The sequence below is a fragment of the Pseudomonas sp. P105 genome (assembly GCF_032614175.1).
Classification (GTDB): Bacteria; Pseudomonadota; Gammaproteobacteria; order Pseudomonadales; family Pseudomonadaceae; genus Aquipseudomonas; species Aquipseudomonas rhizophila.
Genome location: NZ_CP126693.1, coordinates 4,061,931 through 4,079,954 on the forward strand (window position 1 = coordinate 4,061,931; position 18,024 = coordinate 4,079,954).

16 protein-coding genes are annotated in these 18,024 nt (G+C 60.4%); 8 read left to right on the plus strand and 8 right to left on the minus strand.

Annotation, left to right across the window (positions count from 1 at the left end; translation table 11 throughout):
• Positions 1-18: 18 nt before the first annotated feature.
• Positions 19-2,019: an alpha-1,4-glucan--maltose-1-phosphate maltosyltransferase gene (locus tag QOM08_RS18130; RefSeq protein WP_316911942.1), complete on the minus strand. Its 2,001-nt coding sequence runs from the start codon at positions 2,017-2,019 to the stop codon at positions 19-21.
• A gap of 221 nt (positions 2,020-2,240) precedes the next feature.
• Here QOM08_RS18130 and QOM08_RS18135 point away from each other — a divergent pair, with 221 nt between their 5' ends.
• Positions 2,241-2,402, plus strand: coding sequence for a hypothetical protein (locus QOM08_RS18135; protein ID WP_172833790.1), 162 nt, complete (start codon positions 2,241-2,243; stop codon positions 2,400-2,402).
• 83 nt (positions 2,403-2,485) lie between these two features.
• Here QOM08_RS18135 and QOM08_RS18140 read toward each other — a convergent pair whose 3' ends face one another.
• On the minus strand, positions 2,486-2,986 hold the full coding sequence (locus tag QOM08_RS18140; RefSeq protein ID WP_076384010.1) for an MgtC/SapB family protein: 501 nt from the start codon (positions 2,984-2,986) through the stop codon (positions 2,486-2,488).
• Positions 2,987-3,122: 136 nt separating this feature from the next.
• Here QOM08_RS18140 and QOM08_RS18145 point away from each other — a divergent pair, with 136 nt between their 5' ends.
• The 3 genes from QOM08_RS18145 to mapR all read left to right on the plus strand — a co-directional run bounded on the left by QOM08_RS18145 (position 3,123) and on the right by mapR (position 6,592).
• A complete protein-coding gene (locus tag QOM08_RS18145) occupies positions 3,123-3,359 on the plus strand; it encodes a DUF3203 family protein (RefSeq protein ID WP_316911943.1) in 237 nt (78 codons plus the stop codon).
• 246 nt (positions 3,360-3,605) lie between these two features.
• Positions 3,606-5,018, plus strand: a complete 1,413-nt coding sequence (ccoG, locus tag QOM08_RS18150) for a cytochrome c oxidase accessory protein CcoG (RefSeq protein WP_047227770.1) — start codon at positions 3,606-3,608, stop codon at positions 5,016-5,018.
• A gap of 164 nt (positions 5,019-5,182) precedes the next feature.
• Positions 5,183-6,592, plus strand: a complete 1,410-nt coding sequence (gene mapR / locus QOM08_RS18155; protein ID WP_076384008.1) for a GntR family transcriptional regulator MpaR — start codon at positions 5,183-5,185, stop codon at positions 6,590-6,592.
• A gap of 150 nt (positions 6,593-6,742) precedes the next feature.
• Here mapR and QOM08_RS18160 read toward each other — a convergent pair whose 3' ends face one another.
• Complete coding sequence (locus QOM08_RS18160) at positions 6,743-7,489, minus strand: SDR family oxidoreductase (protein ID WP_076384007.1); 747 nt, start codon at positions 7,487-7,489, stop codon at positions 6,743-6,745.
• 90 nt (positions 7,490-7,579) lie between these two features.
• Entirely contained in the window at positions 7,580-8,458 is an 879-nt protein-coding gene (locus QOM08_RS18165) for a Dyp-type peroxidase (RefSeq protein ID WP_139049627.1), read from the minus strand.
• A 252-nt stretch (positions 8,459-8,710) separates the two neighbouring features.
• Between QOM08_RS18165 and ampC the strand changes: the two genes are divergently transcribed.
• A complete protein-coding gene (gene ampC / locus QOM08_RS18170; RefSeq protein WP_316911944.1) occupies positions 8,711-9,859 on the plus strand; it encodes a class C beta-lactamase in 1,149 nt (382 codons plus the stop codon).
• A gap of 67 nt (positions 9,860-9,926) precedes the next feature.
• On the opposite strand, the gene QOM08_RS18175 is transcribed toward ampC, so the two are convergent.
• From QOM08_RS18175 to QOM08_RS18185, 3 genes are all read right to left on the minus strand, one after another.
• The gene (locus tag QOM08_RS18175; RefSeq protein ID WP_076384005.1) at positions 9,927-10,475 is read right to left on the minus strand and encodes a DUF4174 domain-containing protein; all 549 of its coding nucleotides are present in this window, start codon (positions 10,473-10,475) and stop codon (positions 9,927-9,929) included.
• Positions 10,476-10,755: 280 nt separating this feature from the next.
• The gene (locus tag QOM08_RS18180; RefSeq protein WP_047227884.1) at positions 10,756-11,541 is read right to left on the minus strand and encodes a sulfite exporter TauE/SafE family protein; all 786 of its coding nucleotides are present in this window, start codon (positions 11,539-11,541) and stop codon (positions 10,756-10,758) included.
• A gap of 102 nt (positions 11,542-11,643) precedes the next feature.
• Positions 11,644-12,393 (minus strand): hypothetical protein, encoded by a 750-nt coding sequence (locus QOM08_RS18185; RefSeq protein WP_047227764.1) that lies wholly within the window; start codon positions 12,391-12,393, stop codon positions 11,644-11,646.
• 295 nt (positions 12,394-12,688) lie between these two features.
• Between QOM08_RS18185 and QOM08_RS18190 the strand changes: the two genes are divergently transcribed.
• Both QOM08_RS18190 and QOM08_RS18195 read left to right on the plus strand, forming a co-directional pair.
• Positions 12,689-13,840 (plus strand): aldose epimerase family protein, encoded by a 1,152-nt coding sequence (locus QOM08_RS18190; RefSeq protein WP_316911945.1) that lies wholly within the window; start codon positions 12,689-12,691, stop codon positions 13,838-13,840.
• A 108-nt stretch (positions 13,841-13,948) separates the two neighbouring features.
• Positions 13,949-14,770, plus strand: coding sequence for an aldo/keto reductase (locus QOM08_RS18195; RefSeq protein WP_047227762.1), 822 nt, complete (start codon positions 13,949-13,951; stop codon positions 14,768-14,770).
• A gap of 144 nt (positions 14,771-14,914) precedes the next feature.
• Here QOM08_RS18195 and QOM08_RS18200 read toward each other — a convergent pair whose 3' ends face one another.
• Complete coding sequence (locus tag QOM08_RS18200; protein ID WP_076384003.1) at positions 14,915-17,278, minus strand: DNA polymerase II; 2,364 nt, start codon at positions 17,276-17,278, stop codon at positions 14,915-14,917.
• Between the two features lie 247 nt (positions 17,279-17,525).
• Here QOM08_RS18200 and QOM08_RS18205 point away from each other — a divergent pair, with 247 nt between their 5' ends.
• Positions 17,526-17,966 carry a CBS domain-containing protein gene (locus QOM08_RS18205; protein ID WP_047227760.1) on the plus strand — a complete coding sequence of 147 codons (441 nt, stop codon included), beginning with the start codon at positions 17,526-17,528 and terminating at the stop codon, positions 17,964-17,966.
• Positions 17,967-18,024 lie beyond the last annotated feature (58 nt).

Consider the following 18,024-nt stretch of genomic DNA (forward strand, 5'->3'; position numbering starts at 1 on the left):
AGCCTTGCTCCCACAGCCTTACGCCACGCTGATCCGCCATATCCCGAACGGTTGGTAGGCCGGGTCGATACGCATGAACTGGTACTTGCCATACCACGTCCAACGATGCCCGCTCATCAAATCCTCGCCCTGGGTCTGGGCATCGTCCGGCAGCCCCATCTCCCACAGCGGCAACTCGAAATTGGCTTCCTGCGGGGTATGCGGGTCGAGACTCACTGCCACCAGAATGAAATTGCTGCCATCGGCGGTGCGTTTGCCGAAGTACAGGATGTTGTCGTTCCAGGCGTTGTAGATCGTCAGGCCCAAGTGCGTATGCAGCGCCGGGTTTTGCCGGCGGATGCGGTTGAGCTGGGCGATTTCGGCAATGATGTTGCCCGGCGCGGTGAAGTCCCGGGGGCGGATCTCATACTTCTCCGAGTCGAGGTATTCCTCCTTGCCCGGCACTGGCGCCGATTCGCACAATTCAAACCCCGAGTACATGCCCCACAGGCCCGAGCCCATGGTCGCCAGGGCCGCGCGGATCAGAAACCCGGCGCGCCCCGACTCATGGAGAAACGCCGGGTTGATGTCCGGCGTGTTGACGAAAAAGTTCGGCCGGTAGCACTCGCGTAACGGAGATTCGTTGAGCTCGGTGAAATACGTCGCCAGTTCGGTCTTGGTATTGCGCCAGGTGAAATAGGTGTAGCTCTGGGAATAACCGACCTTGCCCAGGCGCGCCATCATGGCCGGCGTGGTGAAGGCTTCGGCGAGGAACATCACTTCAGGGTGCTGGGCCCGCACATCGGCAATCAACCACTGCCAGAACGGCAACGGCTTGGTGTGGGGATTGTCGACACGGAAGATCTTCACGCCTTCATTGACCCACCCCACTACCACGTCCCGCAGCTCCAGCCACAGGCTGGGAATCGCATCCGCGGCGTAGAAATCGACGTTGACGATGTCCTGGTATTTCTTCGGCGGGTTTTCCGCATATTTGATCGTGCCGTCCGGCCGCCAGCTGAACCAGCCCGGATGCTGCTTGAGCCACGGGTGGTCCTGGGAACACTGGATAGCAAAGTCCAACGCGATCTCCAGGCCATGGTCGGCCGCCGCGGCCACCAGACGCCGAAAATCCTCGCGCGAGCCCAACTGCGGGTGAATCGCTTCGTGACCGCCCTCCTCGCTCCCGATGGCATAAGGGCTGCCCGGATCGTCGGGACCGGCGGTGAGGGAGTTGTTCGGGCCCTTGCGAAAGCTGCGACCGATGGGGTGGATCGGCGGGAAGTACAGCACATCGAACCCCATGTCCTGGATCACCGCCAGACGCGAATGCACGTCATTGAAGGTGCCATGACGCTTGGGATCATCGGTGATCGAGCGGGGAAAAAGCTCGTACCAACTGGCGAACTCGGCCAACTTGCGTTCGACGTCCAGAGGGTATTGCGGGCTGATACTCAAATAGGGGCGATGATCGGCCTGGGACATGAGACCGGCACTGCGGGGTGCCAGGAACAATGCCACCTGCTCAGCTGGCAACAGGCCGGAAAGCTCATGGTGCAACGCGGTCAATTGCTCCCTCAGCTCACCTTCGCTGCGCTCGGCCGCCATCTGCACCTGATTGCGTCCTTCCTGCAATTCCAGGCTGATGGGCACGCCGGCCGCGAATTTTTTCTCCAGCTCGTAGCGGAAACTGGCGAACTGGTCGATCCAGGCCTCGATGCGGAACACATAGAAGCCCTGCTCGGGCACATTGAACTGGCCTAGCCAGCCGTTATTGCCCAGCTCGGTCATGACCGCGCTGTTCCACGACTCATCCTTCAGCTCCCGCCAAAGGATATGCACGGCCAATTTGTCATGACCGTCGGCGAAGACTTTGCTGGTCACCGTCACGTCCTGCCCGGCCACGGCCTTGGCGGCGAATTGCCCGCCTTCGATGACCGGCATGGTGCTTTCAATGGCGATACGCGGCAGTAACAGGGCCTGGGACAATGGCAAATGCGGGTTGTACGACAGGTCAGTCGGGTGTTGTTCAGCAGTCATCGAGCATCGCTCCTTTTACGCCCCATGGACGTTGTGGCGGTAAAGGCCCAGTAGTCCTTGAAAGGATGGATCCCTGAAAAAACTCACTTAAACTCCGAACCGAACCGACGGTTAAAAGTTCAGAGTGATTTGCCCCGATGGCAGCGGGATCAAACCAGGCGCAGGGTGGTCAACAAGGTTAAGCACGACTCAAGCCATGTGCGTCACGGAGACCCGTCCTGATGAATATTCCCATCCCGGCTGAAACACCCGACCCCAACATTGACGACCCCACCCTGCCGCCACCCGGCCCCGAGCCGGAACCGATCCCGGAAAAAGACCCGCCGCTTGATCCCCAGCCTCCTCTGGGCGACCCGCCGAGCGAGGCGCCGGAGCGGGTTTGAACCAACAGCCTAGTGGATAAAACCTGTGGGAGCGGGCTTGCTCGCTCCCACACAGGATTATGTGTTCTGGCTGGAGATCGCGGTCACGGCTTTTCCTCCTTCTCCAGCGCCCGGACAATCAGTGGCATTACGCTGAAGATCGCCAGCGCCAATACCGTACTGAGCACTGCCGTGGACTCGCGCCCCAGCCCGGCGGCGACGCCGATGGCGGCGGTCATCCACAGGCCGGCGGCAGTGGTCAGGCCTTTTACGTGGCTTTCGTCACTATCGTTGCCCTTGAGGATAGTGCCCGCGCCCAGGAAACCGATGCCGGCGATAACACCCTGCACCACACGGCTCATGGCGTCAGCCTCGGAGCCGGACATCTGCGGCACCAGCACAAACAGCGCCGCCCCCAAGGCCACCAGCATATGGGTCCGGACCCCGGCGGCCTTGCCCTTGTGTTCACGCTCAAAACCCAGGATGCCGCCCAACAACGCAGCCATCAGCAGGCGTACGGTTACCCGCGTCATCTGCTGCGCATCGGTGATATCGGCGAATTCCGATTGCAGGGTTATCCAGACTTCATGCCACCAGGCGTCCATGAACGGTCCTCTTTCCGGTCGATAAACGATGGACCGCAAGCCAGGCCAGAGGTGCGCTCGACCGCTGATCAGACGCAACGAACCGCGGCTGCGGGCCGACGCCTAACGTTCAGGACATCCAGAAGGAAACCTAACCATGAGTTTCAATATCGATAGAAACCACATCTGCACCTTCGACACCGAAGAGTTCAACGAACAGCGACCCGCCAGCGAGTTGACCGTTATCACTGATGCGGAAAAAGCCATGTCGGCGGTGGATCTCAACGGTGGCCGGGTGTACATCACCGAGGCGCAAGCCGATGCCCTGACCGTGGCCGGGGCGGTCGATGGGCGTGAGAACCTCAAGGCGACTGATAGCGATTCGGTGATCTGAATCCCTTTGTCCCTTTGATTGAAGAAAATCGTCCTCTGTGCAAAGAGGCTGCGTGGGAGCAAGCCTTGCTCCCACTGCGGTCTTCGCCAACGAGATCTGTTCGCCTGATCTGGATGCATCAAAGTGTCGCAGGGCCAGGGCCTCACGGCATCTGATCCGGTTTTTATCGTGATACCTGAGTCTGTTATGAAAACAGTTCGATGGTCATAGTGCGCCGGCCAGTTACAGGCTGAGGAGCGACCGACCATGAGCGAAAGAATCCCCGTCCAGTTGATACAGCACTTCGAACCCGCGCCGACGAAGATAAAGGCCCGGACCACCGATAACCTGATCCACACCCGCAGCTTCACCGGCTTATTCCGCACCTTGCGCATCAGCGGTGCAGGGCTTCTGTTTCTGCTGTTTTTCGGCACTGTATGGCTGAACTGGGGCGACCGCCAGGCGGTGCTCTGGGACCTCGCCGAAAGCAAATTCCACATTTTTGGCGCGACCTTCTGGCCCCAGGATTTCATCCTGCTGTCGGCACTGCTGATCATCGCCGCCTTCGGCCTGTTCGCGATCACCGTATTTGCCGGTCGGGTGTGGTGCGGCTACACCTGCCCGCAGAGTTCCTGGACCTGGATTTTCATGTGGTGCGAGAAAATCACCGAAGGCGAACGGCACCAGCGGATCAAGCTGCAGGCGGCGCCCTGGACCTTGAACAAGCTGCTGCGTCGCTCAGCCAAACATACGTTGTGGCTGGCAATCAGCCTGCTCACCGGCTTGACCTTTGTCGGTTATTTCACGCCGATCCGCCCGCTGGCCGAAGAACTTCTGACCCTGCAAATGGCCGGTGTCAGTCTGTTCTGGGTGCTGTTCTTTACCGGCGCCACCTACCTCAACGCCGGCTGGCTGCGTGAAGCGGTGTGCATGCACATGTGCCCCTATGCACGATTTCAGAGCGTGATGTTCGATAAGGACACCCTGACCATTTCCTATGACACCGCACGTGGCGAAATCCGGGGCCCGCGCAAGCGCGAAGTGAACCCGGCCAATGTGGGTTTGGGCGATTGCATCGATTGCCAGATGTGCGTGCAGGTCTGTCCCACCGGCATCGACATTCGCGACGGCCTGCAAATGGAGTGCATCGGGTGCGCCGCCTGCATCGATGCCTGCGATTCGATCATGGACAAGATGGGTTATGCCCGTGGCCTGATCAAGTACACCTCTGAACATCAGTTGCAAGGTGGCCGGACTCGCCTGCTGCGACCGCGGTTGATTGGCTATACCGCCGTGCTGCTGGTGATGATCGGGGCCTTGGCCGTGGCGCTGGCAGAACGCCCCATGGTGTCGCTGGACGTGACCAAGGACCGTGGGCTGTTCCGCGAAAACAGCCTGGGCCAGATCGAGAACATCTACAGCCTGAAAATCATCAACAAGACCCAGCAGCGCCAGGATTATCAGCTGTCCCTGGCGGACGCCGAAGGTTTTGTCCTGCAGGGCAAAACGCAACTGAGCCTGGCGCCGGGGGAAATCCTCGACGTACCGGTGTCGGTGGCAATGCTCAGCGAACGGCCCCGTAGCGGCTCCCGGGAAATGGTCTTCAAGGTGGCCGACAGTGACGAGCCTGGGACTTTCAGTGAGGCCACGAGCCGCTTTGTGGCGCCGATAAATCGTTGAGGCTTAAGATGCCGAACCTTTGTGGGAGCGAGCCTGCTCGCGATGGCGGACGGTCAAACAATATCAACATTGAATGTACCGGCCCCATCGCGAGCAGGCTCGCTCCCACAGGTAACTGCGCCAGCCGTGCGTTACCCCCTGAATTGTTCAAGAGCGGGCCTGCTATGAAACGCTACGAGAAATTCGCCGACGACATCGCTGAGCTGATCCGCTCCGGCGTGCTGGGCCCAGGGCAGCGTGTGCCATCGGTGCGTTATGCCAGCCAGACCTACGGCGTCAGCCCGTCCACGGTGTTCCAGGCCTACTACCTGCTGGAGCGTCGTGGCCTGATCCGGGCTCGTCCGCGCTCCGGCTACTTCGTCAACGCCCATGCACCGAATCCGTTCGCCGAGCCGGTGATCAGCACCCAGGTGCACGACAGCACCGAAGTCGACGTCAGCGAGCTGGTGTTTTCGGTGCTGGACTCGATCAAGGATCCAGCCACCGTACCGTTCGGCTCGGCGTTCCCCAGCCCGACCCTGTTTCCCCTGCAACGACTGTCCCGCTCGCTGTCCAGCGCAACGCGGGATATGGACCCCCGAATGGTGGTCACGGACATGTCGCCGGGCAATCCGCAATTGCGCCGACAGATCGCCCTGCGCTACATGGTCGGCGGGCTGATGCTGCCCATGGAAGAACTGCTGGTCACCAATGGCGCCCTGGAAGCCTTGAACCTGTGCCTGCAAGCCGTCACCGAGCCCGGCGACCTGGTGGCCATCGAGGCCCCGGCGTTCTACGCCAGCCTGCAAGTGCTGGAGCGGCTCAAGCTCAAGGCAGTGGAAATTCCGGTGCACCCACGCGACGGCATCGATCTGGATGTATTGGAGCAGACGCTGGAGCGCCACCCGATCAAAGCATGCTGGTGCATGACCAGTTTCCAGAACCCCATGGGCGCGACCATGCCCGAGGAAAGAAAACAGGCGTTGGTGGAGTTGCTACGCCGTCATCAGGTGCCGCTGATCGAGGACGACGTGTATGCAGAACTCTATTACGGCCAGCAGGCACCTAAGCCGGCCAAGGCGTTCGACACCGAAGGGCTGGTGATGCATTGCGGTTCGTTCGCCAAGAGCCTGGCGCCGGGCTATCGCATCGGCTGGGTCGCCGCCGGGCGTTACGCACAGAAGATCGAACGGCTCAAACTCATGACGTCACTGTGCGCCTCGATGCCGGCCCAGGCGGCCATCGCCGATTACCTGCAACACGGTGGTTATGATCGTCATCTGCGCAAACTGCGCTACGCCCTGGAAGAACAGCAAAGCGCCATGCTCGCCGCCATCGCCCGCTACTTCCCCGCACAGACCCGCGTCAGCCAGCCGGCGGGCGGGTATTTCCTGTGGCTGGAACTGCCGGAGCAGATGGACTCGCTGAAACTGTTCCAGATGGCCTTGGCCCAAGGCATCAGCATCGCTCCTGGGCCGATCTTTTCACCGACCCGGCGTTTCGGCAATTGCATCCGTTTGAACTACGGCAGCCCGTGGACCGAAGTGTCGGAGAAGGCCATGGAAACGTTGGGACGGATTATTCGGTCGTTTTGATATGGGGTTGTCTGTTATTGCCCCATCGCGAGCAGGCTCGCTCCCACATGAGATCTGCTGTGTAGCTGAGAGATTCGTCTCGCCGCAAACCCACTGTGGGAGCGAGCCTGCTCGCGATGGCGGCAGAACAGACAACTGATATTTCAAAGCTCAGCGCCCGCCCCCCAAATCCACAAACGTCCCGGTCGCATACGAAGCCTTGTCCGACAGCAACCAGATAATCGCTTCAGCCACTTCATCGGGACGGCCGCCACGGGCCATGGGGATTGCCGACTCCAGCTTGCTGACCCGGTCCGGGTCGCCGCTGAGGGCATGAAAATCGGTGTAGATATAACCTGGGCGAACCGCATTGACGCGGATACCTTCTCCAGCGACTTCCTTGGACAGGCCAATGGTGAACGTGTCCAGCGCGCCTTTGGAGGCCGCGTAGTCGACATACTCGCCCGGCGCGCCCAGGCGGGCGGCCACCGAGGAGACGTTCACAATACTGCCACCTTGCCCGCCATGCCTGGGCGACATGCGCAGCACCGCGTGCTTGGCGCAGAGGATTGGCCCCAGCACATTGGTCTTCATGATCTTGAGAATGCGGAACTCGGACATTTCGTCGAGTCGGGACTTGTGGGCGACCGTGCCGGCGTTGTTCACCAAAGCGGTGACGCGACCCAACTCAGCATCCACACGGTCGAACAGCGCGACCACTTCGTCTTCGATGCTGACATCCGCCCGCACGGCAATCGCCTGGGCGCCCTTGGCCCGGACCTGTCCGAGTACATCCTGCGCGGCGCCTTCATCAGACTGGTAATTGATGCAGATCCGATAGCCCAGGTCGGCAGCCAACAGCGCCGTAGCCGCCCCGATCCCGCGGCCGCCACCGGTGATGACGATGACTTTATCCACGTTTGCTCTCCCCATTGCACGGATAGACGTCCGGCCCAAGAATAGCGTTCACGCTGCGCTTTTGCACAAGCCGTTGTGCTTGCGCTTGGCTCAGCGAGCCAAAGCCCGCAGATCCAGACGTCCATCCAGCAACGGCGGGCACCAGTAGTAGCCCCCCGTGATCGGCCGGCTCATGCGATACAGGCCGTCGGTGATACCGTCCTCCAGGCCGCTCATGCGCCGCAGTTGAGCCTCGAAAGCGTCGAGGGAGAAACCGAACGCCAGGAACATCAGGCCTGCGCGATCCCCTTCAATCCACGGCATGGAACGGCGTACGACGAAGGCTTCCGGGGCGAAGCTTTCCTGGGCGGTGCGTTTGACGTGGGCCGACTCCGGGGCATCGTCGATTTCCTCGTTGTCGCTCAGGCGCCGGCCCATGATGTTGTCGCGCTCATGGGGTTGCATGGCGGCGAAACCATCCAGATCGTGTTGCCACTGCTGGATCGCCGCAAAACTGCCACCGCGCACTCCATCGACACCTTGAGCCAGGGCAGCGGCGATGGCCGCTTCATCGTGAGGGTTCTCAGTGCCGTCTTCATAACCGGTCAGGTCATGGCCAGTCATGTGACGGAAGGTTTCGTTCATCTGCACCAGGCGCAACGCCGGGGCCAGAGCGGCCTCGATGGCACGGCTGCGGTGCAGCAGCTCGCCCCGGTCTTCGCCGTGTAGCCAGCACCACAGCGCGTGCTGGGTCGAAGGGTTGTCCACGCCCACGCCGGCCAGCGCCGGAAACGCCCGCAGGCCTTCGACCTGCGCACCCAGCGCCTGGACCAGCGACTCGCCCAGGCCGATCACTACTCGATCATCGACTTGCAACAAAAGCTTATCGATCGCAGCCGGCAGCGCCTCGACCGATTCCAGGGCAAAAAACAAGTGACGGGCCTGAGGCGGAACAGGGGTGGCGAGAATGCCGGGCTGGTAGTAGCTCATGTGGACTCCTTTAGAAAGAGCGCAAGTTTACCCGGCGACCAGTGGTTTGTGTGGTTTGCCATGGGCTGTCGAAGGCCAGGACGCTAAAGATTTTCGTAGGAAGTCTCTTGCAACCCGGTCAGATGACTCGGAACCCGGTTCGAACTGCAAGGATCCCGATTGCCGGACATCGGAAAACTCCCTAGATTGGGTGCCCCCAAAGCTGCTGGCAGAGCGGCTGGCACCCTCAGGACTCATGGAGAACGGTCAGACATGCACATTGCCAAATCGATACTTACGGGCGCTTTTTTCATCGCCTGCGGCACAACAACGGGCTTTGCCCAGGAGCGCGTTGAAGACACCGTCAATGCCGTGATCCAGCCCTTGATGAAACAACAGGACATCGCCGGCATGGCCGTGGCAATCACTCACAATGGTGAACGTCATTACTTCAATTACGGGGTGGCCTCCAAGGACACGAAGCGGGCGGTGACCGACCAGACGCTGTTCGAAATCGGCTCGGTCAGCAAGACCTTCACCGCCACCCTCGGTGCCTACGCCCAGGCCCAAGGCAAGCTGTCGCTGTCGGACCCGGCCGGTCGCTTCGCCCCCGAGCTGAGCGGCAGCGCCCTGCAAGGCATCAGCCTGCTCAACCTTGCCACCTACACGCCGGGTGGCCTGCCGTTGCAGTTTCCTGGCGAAGCGGACCATCCGGACCGGATGTTCAGTTACTACAAGACCTGGAAACCACTCTATCCGGCCGGTACCCAGCGGCTCTATTCAAACCCGAGCATCGGCCTGTTCGGCTACCTGGTGGCCCGCAGCCTGGAACGACCGTTCGATGAGGTGATGGAACAGACACTGATGCCGGGATTAGGCCTCAAGCACAGTTATGTACGGGTGCCCAAGGATCAATTGAGCCGTTACGCCCAAGGCTACGCGAAGGACGGCAAGCCAGTGCGGGTCGGACCGGGAGCGCTGGACGCCGAGGCCTATGGCGTGAAAACCAGTTCATCGGACCTGATCCGCTTCATCGAGGCTAACCTGCGGCCTGAAAAGCTGGACGCCGATCTGCGACAGGCCATCGCTACGACGCATACCGGGTTCTACAAGGCCAATGGCATGACCCAGGGGTTGGGTTGGGAGTTCTACCCCTACCCCGTCACGCTTGACGCGCTATTGGCCGGCAATGCACCGCAGATGGCCCTGATGCCACAAAAAGTGGAGCCGCTCAACCCACCCCTGCCTGCGCCGGCCGACAGCTGGATCAACAAGACTGGCTCGACCGGTGGCTTTGGTGCCTATGCGGCGTTCGTTCCTGGAAAGGATATGGGGATTGTGATGCTGGCAAACAAAAACTACCCGATCGAGGAACGGGTGAAGGCCGCGCACAAGATCCTGACGGCGCTGGAGAAACAATAGGCTACGCAAATTACTGTGGCGAGGAAGCTTGCTCCCTCGCCACAAAGGGAGCTCATCGCCTGCCCGATCAATCCTCCAGCGGCTTTGGCGCAGTCACCGGTTTGCCCGTCTTGCCTGCCTTGGCACCCTTGCCTTCCTGGGCCGGCGCAGCTTCAGGCGCGGGAGTCGGGGCTGGCGCCGCCGCTTCCTTTTCTGCTGGGGGCAGTTTATCGACGGTGTCGAAGATGTCCTTCAGCTCAATCGCTCCCGAGTGCTCAAGCTTCTTTTCTCCGTCCTTGCCCACCAGGATGATCTTGGTCTGGGCACCGGCCCCCAACCTGAGTGACCGGATCAGCGCCATGGTGCTTTGCGGGTCCAGGTCTTTGCCATCGCGCTGCCCCATCGTGTTGAGCACGGTGTAAAGCACCAGGTTGCGCTCGGAAAAACCCTGTTTGCCGGCCGGTTCCTCCAATGCTTTTTTCAGGCTGACCCATGCAGGATCAACGGTGCTCGGCGCGATGACAATCAAGGGGCGGGATTTGCCCTTGTCCGCGGCCAAGGGTGAGTCGCCATCCGCGGCGAACAAGGGACCTGCAATGGCCAACAAGGTAGCGAAGGTCAACGACCGAATGAGCATGCGCCTCTCCTTTTGATATCTACGCTGTACTGATTGCGCATGGCGGCGATTGTTCCGCGACAGTCGCCCAATACCGCGCCTGCCTGCCTTGAAGCTTAGGCCAGAGGGGTCATTGCGCAACCGTGGCGTGGGAGATGAACAATTTCGTGACAGGAGTCGGGCACAACTTATGTGGGAGCGAGCCTGCTCGCGATGGCGCACAGTCAATCCAGCAGATGTTCTGCTGTACCGGCCTCATCGCGAGCAGGCTCGCTCCCACATTGATTGGTGCGCAGGTTAGTTAGAACGCCAACTTGAACCCGATCATCGCCAGCATCACTGCCAGGCATGGGCGCAGCACCTCATCGGAAATGCGGCCCGACAAGTGACTGCCCAGGTAGATGCCCGGCAACGAGCCGACCAGCAGGTAACCCAGGATGTGCCAGTCCATGTTGCCCATGCTGGCGTGGCCCAGGCCAGCGACCAGGGTCAGCGGTACGGCGTGGGCGATTTCAGTGCCCACCAGGCGCTTGGTGACCAGGAATGGATAGAGAATGAACAGTGCGACAGTGCCCAGTGCGCCAGCGCCAATGGAGGTCAGTGCGACCATGACGCCCAATATCAGGCCAGTGACGACGGTGAGTACATTGAGCCGCGAGCCGGTGGGATTGTAGTGGCCGCCCGCACGATCATGGGCAAATTGCAGGAGGCGTTTCTTGAACAGAATCGCCAGGGCGGTGGCGAACAGCACAAAACCCAGGGCTTGCTTGATGATCGCGTTCATGGCGTCGGGCGAACTGTGCAGACTGCTGAGAAACCACAGCGTCAATCCTACCGCCGGCACACTGCCCAAGGTCAGCCAGCCGGTGATGGCCCAATCGATGTTGCGGTTCTTGGCGTGAACCAATACACCGCCGGACTTGGTAATCGCCGCGTACAGCAGATCGGTACCCACTGCGGTTGCAGGGTTGATACCAAACCACAACAGAATGGGGGTCATCAGCGAACCGCCGCCCACGCCGGTCATCCCGACGATAAAGCCGACGACCAAGCCCGCTATGACTAAACCGACATTACCGAAATCCATTAAGCGCGACCGCATGAAATAAAATCTGGTCGCGAGCATAGCGATTTTTCTTATAACCACCTATACCAATGTGATCTATCTTTATTCCCTTTTCCTCTGACGTTACTGAACCGGCAGGAAGTTAAGAAAGAGCAGGCTCTGGGCATAGTTCAGACCGATCCGCCGGTAGCGCTCGTCCAGCATTTGGGTCAGCAGGTCCAGGCGCGCAACGATTTTTCCAAACTCCACGGCAAAGCTGAGATTGCTGCCCTCCTCCGAAATCTCATTGGAAAACAGCAGCGGTTTGCCGTCTTTGTCCAGTCGTTGGCTGAGTATCCAAGTGGCTTTTTCGATGTTGCGCGCCGCGTTGCTGACAAAGCGCGGGTCGATCGCGTCGGTCATGTAGAACTCGAGACGATTGCCATGGGCCGTGACCAGCATGCTGCCAATGGCGTAGATGAACGCCCCCACCCGATCCCCCAGGAACTCAGGGCTCATGGCATAGCTCAGGGCAGCCAGGTCCTTCTTGCCGCCCAGGGTCGGTAACGGCTGTTGCTGCTCGATGGCCAGGCGCACCTGCTTTTCCGCGGCACGGGCGTCGAGAAATCCGGACTTGCGCAACTCTTCGGGGTTGCGCAGATAAAGCTTGTTCATCAGCAGATAGAGGCTTTGCAGGTTGTCATGCATCGCCAGTGTGGCCATGCGGTCAACGCTGGTCTGCAGCAGTTCCTGAGGCCTGGTGTTGCTGAACTGCGTGACCATGTCTTGCCCCTGCTGATGACTGCAACCGCCGCCAAGCAACATCAACACGCCGGCCAACAGCGCTGAACAGCGACGTCGCGACACCATCACGAAATGAAAAACACCGGCCATCGAGTCTCGGTCTGGGCTTGGGGAGGCGGTGGGGGTCGCCGCTTCCTGGCCATGGATAGAGCGGCAAAAAACGTAAAAGTGCGATGGACGAGGGAAAACCACACAGATGGGAAAGATCCGCTCCGCTCAATTAGTATGACTTTTTAATTGATTAATCGCGATTAATGGCTATATATCCCTTCTAGTCTTTCAAATAGAAAGACTACTAACCGAATATACCTTCATCGCTGTCCGACTAAACACCGGACTCGACCCGCGTTCCAAACAACAACAAGACAGGAAGGAAGGTCACACCATGCTTGAATCCAGACATCTGCTCACGGCTCTCGGAGTGTCTCTGATGATCGCCACCTCTGCATCCCAGGCCGCCGGCCTGAGCAATGAACGCGCAGCGTTCGGCAAGACCAGCGACGGTACCGCGGTGGAAAAATTCGTCCTGCGCAACAGCCACGGCATGGAGGCTACTGTCATCACGTACGGCGGGATCCTCCAGTCACTGATCGTGCCGGACAAGAACGGTATGGCCGCCGATGTTGTGCTGGGCTTCGACGATGTGCAGGGTTACCAGAAGAACGGCAATGTGTATTTCGGCGCAACCATTGGCCGCTTCGGCAATCGCCTGGCTGGCGGCGCATTCGAGTTGGACGGCAAGCGCTACCAGGTGCCGCAGAACGACAAGAGCAACTCCCTGCACGGCGGACCGCAAGGTTTCGACAAGCGCGTCTGGAAGGCCGAACCCCATGACGACAAGGACTCGGTGGGCGTGACCCTGACCTACCTGTCGGCGGATGGCGAGATGGGTTTCCCAGGCGCACTGAAAACAGATGTCACCTACAGCCTCAATGAACAGAACGAATTACGTATCGAGTACCAGGCCACCACCGACAAACCCACGGTGCTGAACCTGACCAACCACAGCTATTTCAACCTCGCCGGTGCCGGTAACGGCGACATACTCAAACAGGTCGCGACCCTGCATGCCGCCCATTACACCCCGGTGACCGACAAGCTTATCCCCACCGGTGAGTTGGCCCCCGTGGCCGGTACGCCGATGGACTTCACCAAGCCCACCGCCATCGGCACCCATATCAAGGCCGATCACCCGCAGCTCAAATTCGCCGAACCCAAACAGGGCGGTTTCGATTTCAACTGGGCGCTTGACGCCAAGGGTGACGTGAGCAAACTGGCCGCTGATGTCTACGACCCACAGTCCGGACGGCGCTTGGAGCTCTACACCACCGAGCCTGGCGTGCAGTTCTATACCAGCAACTTCCTCGACGGCACGGTCAAGGGCAAGCACGGCAAGGTCTATCCGCATTGGGGCGCGTTCACTCTGGAAACCCAACACTACCCCGACTCGCCAAACCAGCCGAACTTCCCGTCGACCCGGCTTGACCCCGGCCAGACCTACACCCAGACCATGGTGTTGAAGTTCTCCGCACAATAAATCCTGCCCTTCGAAAAGATCGTTCCCACGGCGGTGGGGACGATCAACCTTGAACACCTGGTCTATCCTGCTGCCACACGTCTGATGTTCTGCAAACAGGAGGTAGACATGAGGACTCTGGAACTGGCTGGCGAGGCCGTACCGGTGATTGGCCAGGGCACCTGGCGCATGGGTGAAGAAGCGTCCCTTCACAAGAAGGAAGTGGCGGCCCTGCGCCTGGGCATTGAATTGGGCATGACGCTGATCGACACGGCGGAGATGTACGCCGAGGGCGGCGCCGAAGAGGTCGTTGGGGAAGCGATCACCGGCCTGCGGGACCAGGTTTTCCTGGTGAGCAAGGTGTATCCCCACAATGCCAGCCGCAAAGGCATTGCGCTTGCCTGCGAACGCAGTTTGCGCCGACTGGACACCGATTACATCGATCTCTATCTGCTGCATTGGCGCGGGCAATACCCGCTGGAAGAAACCGTCGAAGCGTTCGAACGCCTGCGCGAAGAAGGCAAGATCGGCCGCTGGGGCGTGTCGAATTTTGATGTCGCGGACCTTGAAGAACTGGCTTCACCGGCCTGCGCCACCAACCAGGTGCTGTACAACCTGCAGGAGCGTGGCATCGAATTCGACCTGCTGCCCTGGTGCCAACAGCAGCGCATGCCAGTCATGGCTTACTGCCCGGTCGGCCAGGGCGGGCAACTGCTCAAGGACCACACCTTGGGGCAGATCGCCGAACGCCATGGCGCAACCCCAGCGCAGATCGCCCTGGCCTGGCTGTTGCGCCAAGACAATGTCATTGCCATTCCCAAAGCCGTTCAGAGCGAACATGTGCGCTTGAACGCCGAAGCGGCCAACCTGAAGCTCGCACCCCAGGATCTGGCGGCGCTGGATTTGATATTCCCGCAGCCCGAAGGCAAGCAGCGCTTGGCGATGGTCTAGTTCTCACGAGCAAAGCGCTTTTGTGGCGAGGGAGCTTGCTCCCGCTGGGGCGCGTAGCGGCCGCTTCTGGCGGTTGCTGCGCAACCCAGCGGAAGCAAGCTCCCTCGCCACAAAAGCCTCCCGCCCGCAACACTGGCGCATCCGTCAGAACAAGCCCATCTGCCCCCCCACCAGGGTCGAGAAATCGTCATCCACAAACGGCAGAATCGCGTCCGCCACCGGTTGCAGCTGTTTGGTCACGTAATGGTCGTAATCGATCGGCGCGCTGCGGGTTTCCAGCGGCTCAGGGCCGGCGACAGTGATCACGTAGCTGATCCACCCGCCGTTCTGGTATTGCCGCGCACGGCCCTGGCGCTGGTTGAACTCGTCAGCCAGCCGCGCGGCGCGCACATGCGGCGGTACGTTGCGTTCATAGTCTTCCAGAGGCCGGCGCAAGCGCTTGCGGTAGACCAGCCGATCATCGAACGCTCCGGCCAGGGTCTGGTGCACATAATCGCGCACATAATCCTGGTAAGGCTTGCGGTGGAAGATCCGCCCATACAGCTCCTGCTGGAACTGCCGGGCCAGCGGCGACCAGTCGGTGCGCACGGTTTCCAGGCCCTTGTAGACGATCTCGTCGCTGCCGTCGGCGCGGGTGACCAGCCCGGCATAGCGCTTCTTGCTGCCCTCTTCCGCGCCACGAATGGTGGGCATCAGAAAACGTTTGAAATGGGTTTCGAACTGCAACTCCAGTGCGCTCTCCAGCCCGAACTCATCACGCACGTGTTCGCGCCACCACTGATTGACGTATGCCACCAGTTCCTGGCCGATGGACGCCGCCTCTTCCTGGCCGTGGGCCCGGCGCAACCAGACGAACGTGGAGTCGGTATCACCGTAAATCACCACATGCCCCCGGGCTTCGACCAACTGCCGGGTGCGCTGCATGATCTGGTGACCGCGCAGGGTGATGGAGGACGCCAGCCGCGGATCGAAGAAACGACAGCCACTGGAACCGAGTACGCCATAGAAGGCGTTCATGATGATTTTCAATGCCTGGGACAGCGGTGCATTGTGTTCCCGCTTGGCGGTTTCCCGGCCTTCGGCTACCCGCGCCACAATGGCCGGCAGGCAATGCCGCGTACGGGAGAAACGTGCCCCGCGAAAACCTGGCACCGACTGGCTTTCGTCCGGGTGGCGCAGGCCTTCGATCAGGCCTACCGGGTCGATCAGGAAGGTGCGGATGATCGACGGATACAGGCTCTTGTAGTCCAGCACCAGCACCGACTCGTAGAGCCCCGGCTGGGAATCCATGACAAAACCACCCGGGCTGGCCTCGGGCGGGCGCTGGCCAAGGTTCGGCGCAACGAAACCCTGGCGGTGCATCAGTGGCATGTACAAGTGTGTGAAGGCCGCCACCGAACCACCGCTGCGGTCCGCCGGCAGACCGGTGACACTGGCCCGCTCCAGCAGGAACTTGAGCAGCTCGGTCTTGGCGAAGATCCGCGTCACCAGCTCACAGTCCTTGAGGTTGTAACGGGCCAGGGCCGGTTTGTCCTCGGCAAACATGCGATTGATCTCGTCCATGCGCTGGTACGGGTTGTCGATGGACTTACCCTCTCCCAACAACGTCTGGGCGACATTTTCCAGGCTGAACGAAGGGAAACTCCAGGTCGCCGAACGCAGCGACTCAATGCCGTCGATGATCAGCCGGCCTGCCGCCGAGGCGAAAAAGTGATTGTTGCGCGCGCCATGCTCGCGCCACTGCATCTCCTCCCCGCCTCGCCCCAGGCGTAGCGGCACGGCCAGGCGCCGGGCGTGCTCATGCAGCACGCGCAAATCGAACTGCACCAGGTTCCAGCCAATGATCGCGTCAGGGTCGAAACGGGCGAACCAATCGTTGAGTTTCTTCAGCAGCAAAGTGCGCGATTCACAATATTCGAGCTGGAAATCCACGGCAGTATCGTCGCCATTGGGCGGGCCGAGCATATACACCTGACGCTCGCCGCAGCCTTCAAGGGCAATGGAGTACAAATCGCCCTGGGCGGTGGTTTCGATGTCCAGGGACACCAGACGCAAAGGCGGACGATACTCGGGCGCCGGTTTCATCTGGGCGTCCAGCAGCAGGCCCTCAGCGGCCTTTGTGCCACCGAACCAGACCGGCGCGGTGATGAAACGCTCCATCAGGTAGCGTTCCGGTGGACGGATGTCAGCTTCGAACACCTCCACGCCGGCACGGCGCAAGGTGGTGTCCAGGCGCATCAGTTGGGCATGTTGCCGGCAATACAGGCCCAGCACCGGTCGATGCTCGAAATCCAGCAGGTCCAGGGGTCGCAATTCAACGTCCTTCTCCCCTTGCAGCAAGGCTTCGACCTGACCGCGCTGAATCTGTGGCACGAATGCCACCGACGGCTGCACCGGCAAGCGCACGCGCCGGGGGCCGGTGTCGGTCGCCAGCCAGAATTCGACTTCGGTGCCGGCCGGGGTATCGCGCCAATGCCGGGTCAGGACGAAGCCCTGCTGTAGATCCACCGCTGCAACCTCGATTTTTTGCGTAAGCGACGATTCTACCTGTGGTGAGGGGATTTATCTGTGGGAGCAAGGCTTGCCCCCACAGTGGCGATAAATCCCTCGCCCCAACAGTGCATGGCCTCACTTCGGTGGTGAACTCACCGACAATGACGTTTTTGGACGACTGACTGCCGCTTTACCGCTTGCTCTGCGCCGTTGGGTCTACGATTCTTAAACCACCTGCAAAAACAACACCTGAGGCTTCCCCATGAAAACCGTCGCGCAGTTGCTCCGGATCAAAGACGAGAAAAACCAGCAAGTGCACACCATTTCACCGGACGACATGGTGCTGCAGGCCCTGATGCGCATGGCCGAGAAAAACGTCGGTGCCCTGCTGGTGGTGAAGAACGGCGAAGTACTGGGGATCATCAGTGAGCGCGACTACGCGCGCAAAATGGTCTTGCATGGCCGCTCCTCAGTAGGCACCAAAGTGAGCGATATCATGGTGTCACCCGTGATTACGATAGACCCCCACCAGAATGTCGAAACCTGCCTGAGCATCATGACCGAAAAACATTTGCGGCATTTGCCGGTGGTCGAAGACGGCAAACTCGTGGGTCTGCTGTCCATTGGTGACCTGGTCAAGGAAGCGATTGCCGAGCAGGCGGACCTGATCCGACAACTGGAGCAATACATTCGCGGCGAATGACCCGTTCGGGCGGGTTGCTCAATCCCAACCTCCTTCTATATTGAAGGAGTTGTCCTGC

Bases quoted from the DNA above. Each gene is read 5' to 3' on its own strand.
- QOM08_RS18130 (WP_316911942.1), bottom strand. From the start codon at position 2,019: ATGACTGCTGAACAACACCCGACTGACCTGTCGTACAACCCGCATTTG.
- QOM08_RS18135 (WP_172833790.1), top strand. From the start codon at position 2,241: ATGAATATTCCCATCCCGGCTGAAACACCCGACCCCAACATTGACGAC.
- QOM08_RS18140 (WP_076384010.1), bottom strand. From the start codon at position 2,986: ATGGACGCCTGGTGGCATGAAGTCTGGATAACCCTGCAATCGGAATTC.
- QOM08_RS18145 (WP_316911943.1), top strand. From the start codon at position 3,123: ATGAGTTTCAATATCGATAGAAACCACATCTGCACCTTCGACACCGAA.
- ccoG (WP_047227770.1), top strand. From the start codon at position 3,606: ATGAGCGAAAGAATCCCCGTCCAGTTGATACAGCACTTCGAACCCGCG.
- mapR (WP_076384008.1), top strand. From the start codon at position 5,183: ATGAAACGCTACGAGAAATTCGCCGACGACATCGCTGAGCTGATCCGC.
- QOM08_RS18165 (WP_139049627.1), bottom strand. From the start codon at position 8,458: ATGAGCTACTACCAGCCCGGCATTCTCGCCACCCCTGTTCCGCCTCAG.
- ampC (WP_316911944.1), top strand. From the start codon at position 8,711: ATGCACATTGCCAAATCGATACTTACGGGCGCTTTTTTCATCGCCTGC.
- QOM08_RS18175 (WP_076384005.1), bottom strand. From the start codon at position 10,475: ATGCTCATTCGGTCGTTGACCTTCGCTACCTTGTTGGCCATTGCAGGT.
- QOM08_RS18180 (WP_047227884.1), bottom strand. From the start codon at position 11,541: ATGGATTTCGGTAATGTCGGTTTAGTCATAGCGGGCTTGGTCGTCGGC.
- QOM08_RS18185 (WP_047227764.1), bottom strand. From the start codon at position 12,393: ATGGCCGGTGTTTTTCATTTCGTGATGGTGTCGCGACGTCGCTGTTCA.
- QOM08_RS18190 (WP_316911945.1), top strand. From the start codon at position 12,689: ATGCTTGAATCCAGACATCTGCTCACGGCTCTCGGAGTGTCTCTGATG.
- QOM08_RS18195 (WP_047227762.1), top strand. From the start codon at position 13,949: ATGAGGACTCTGGAACTGGCTGGCGAGGCCGTACCGGTGATTGGCCAG.
- QOM08_RS18205 (WP_047227760.1), top strand. From the start codon at position 17,526: ATGAAAACCGTCGCGCAGTTGCTCCGGATCAAAGACGAGAAAAACCAG.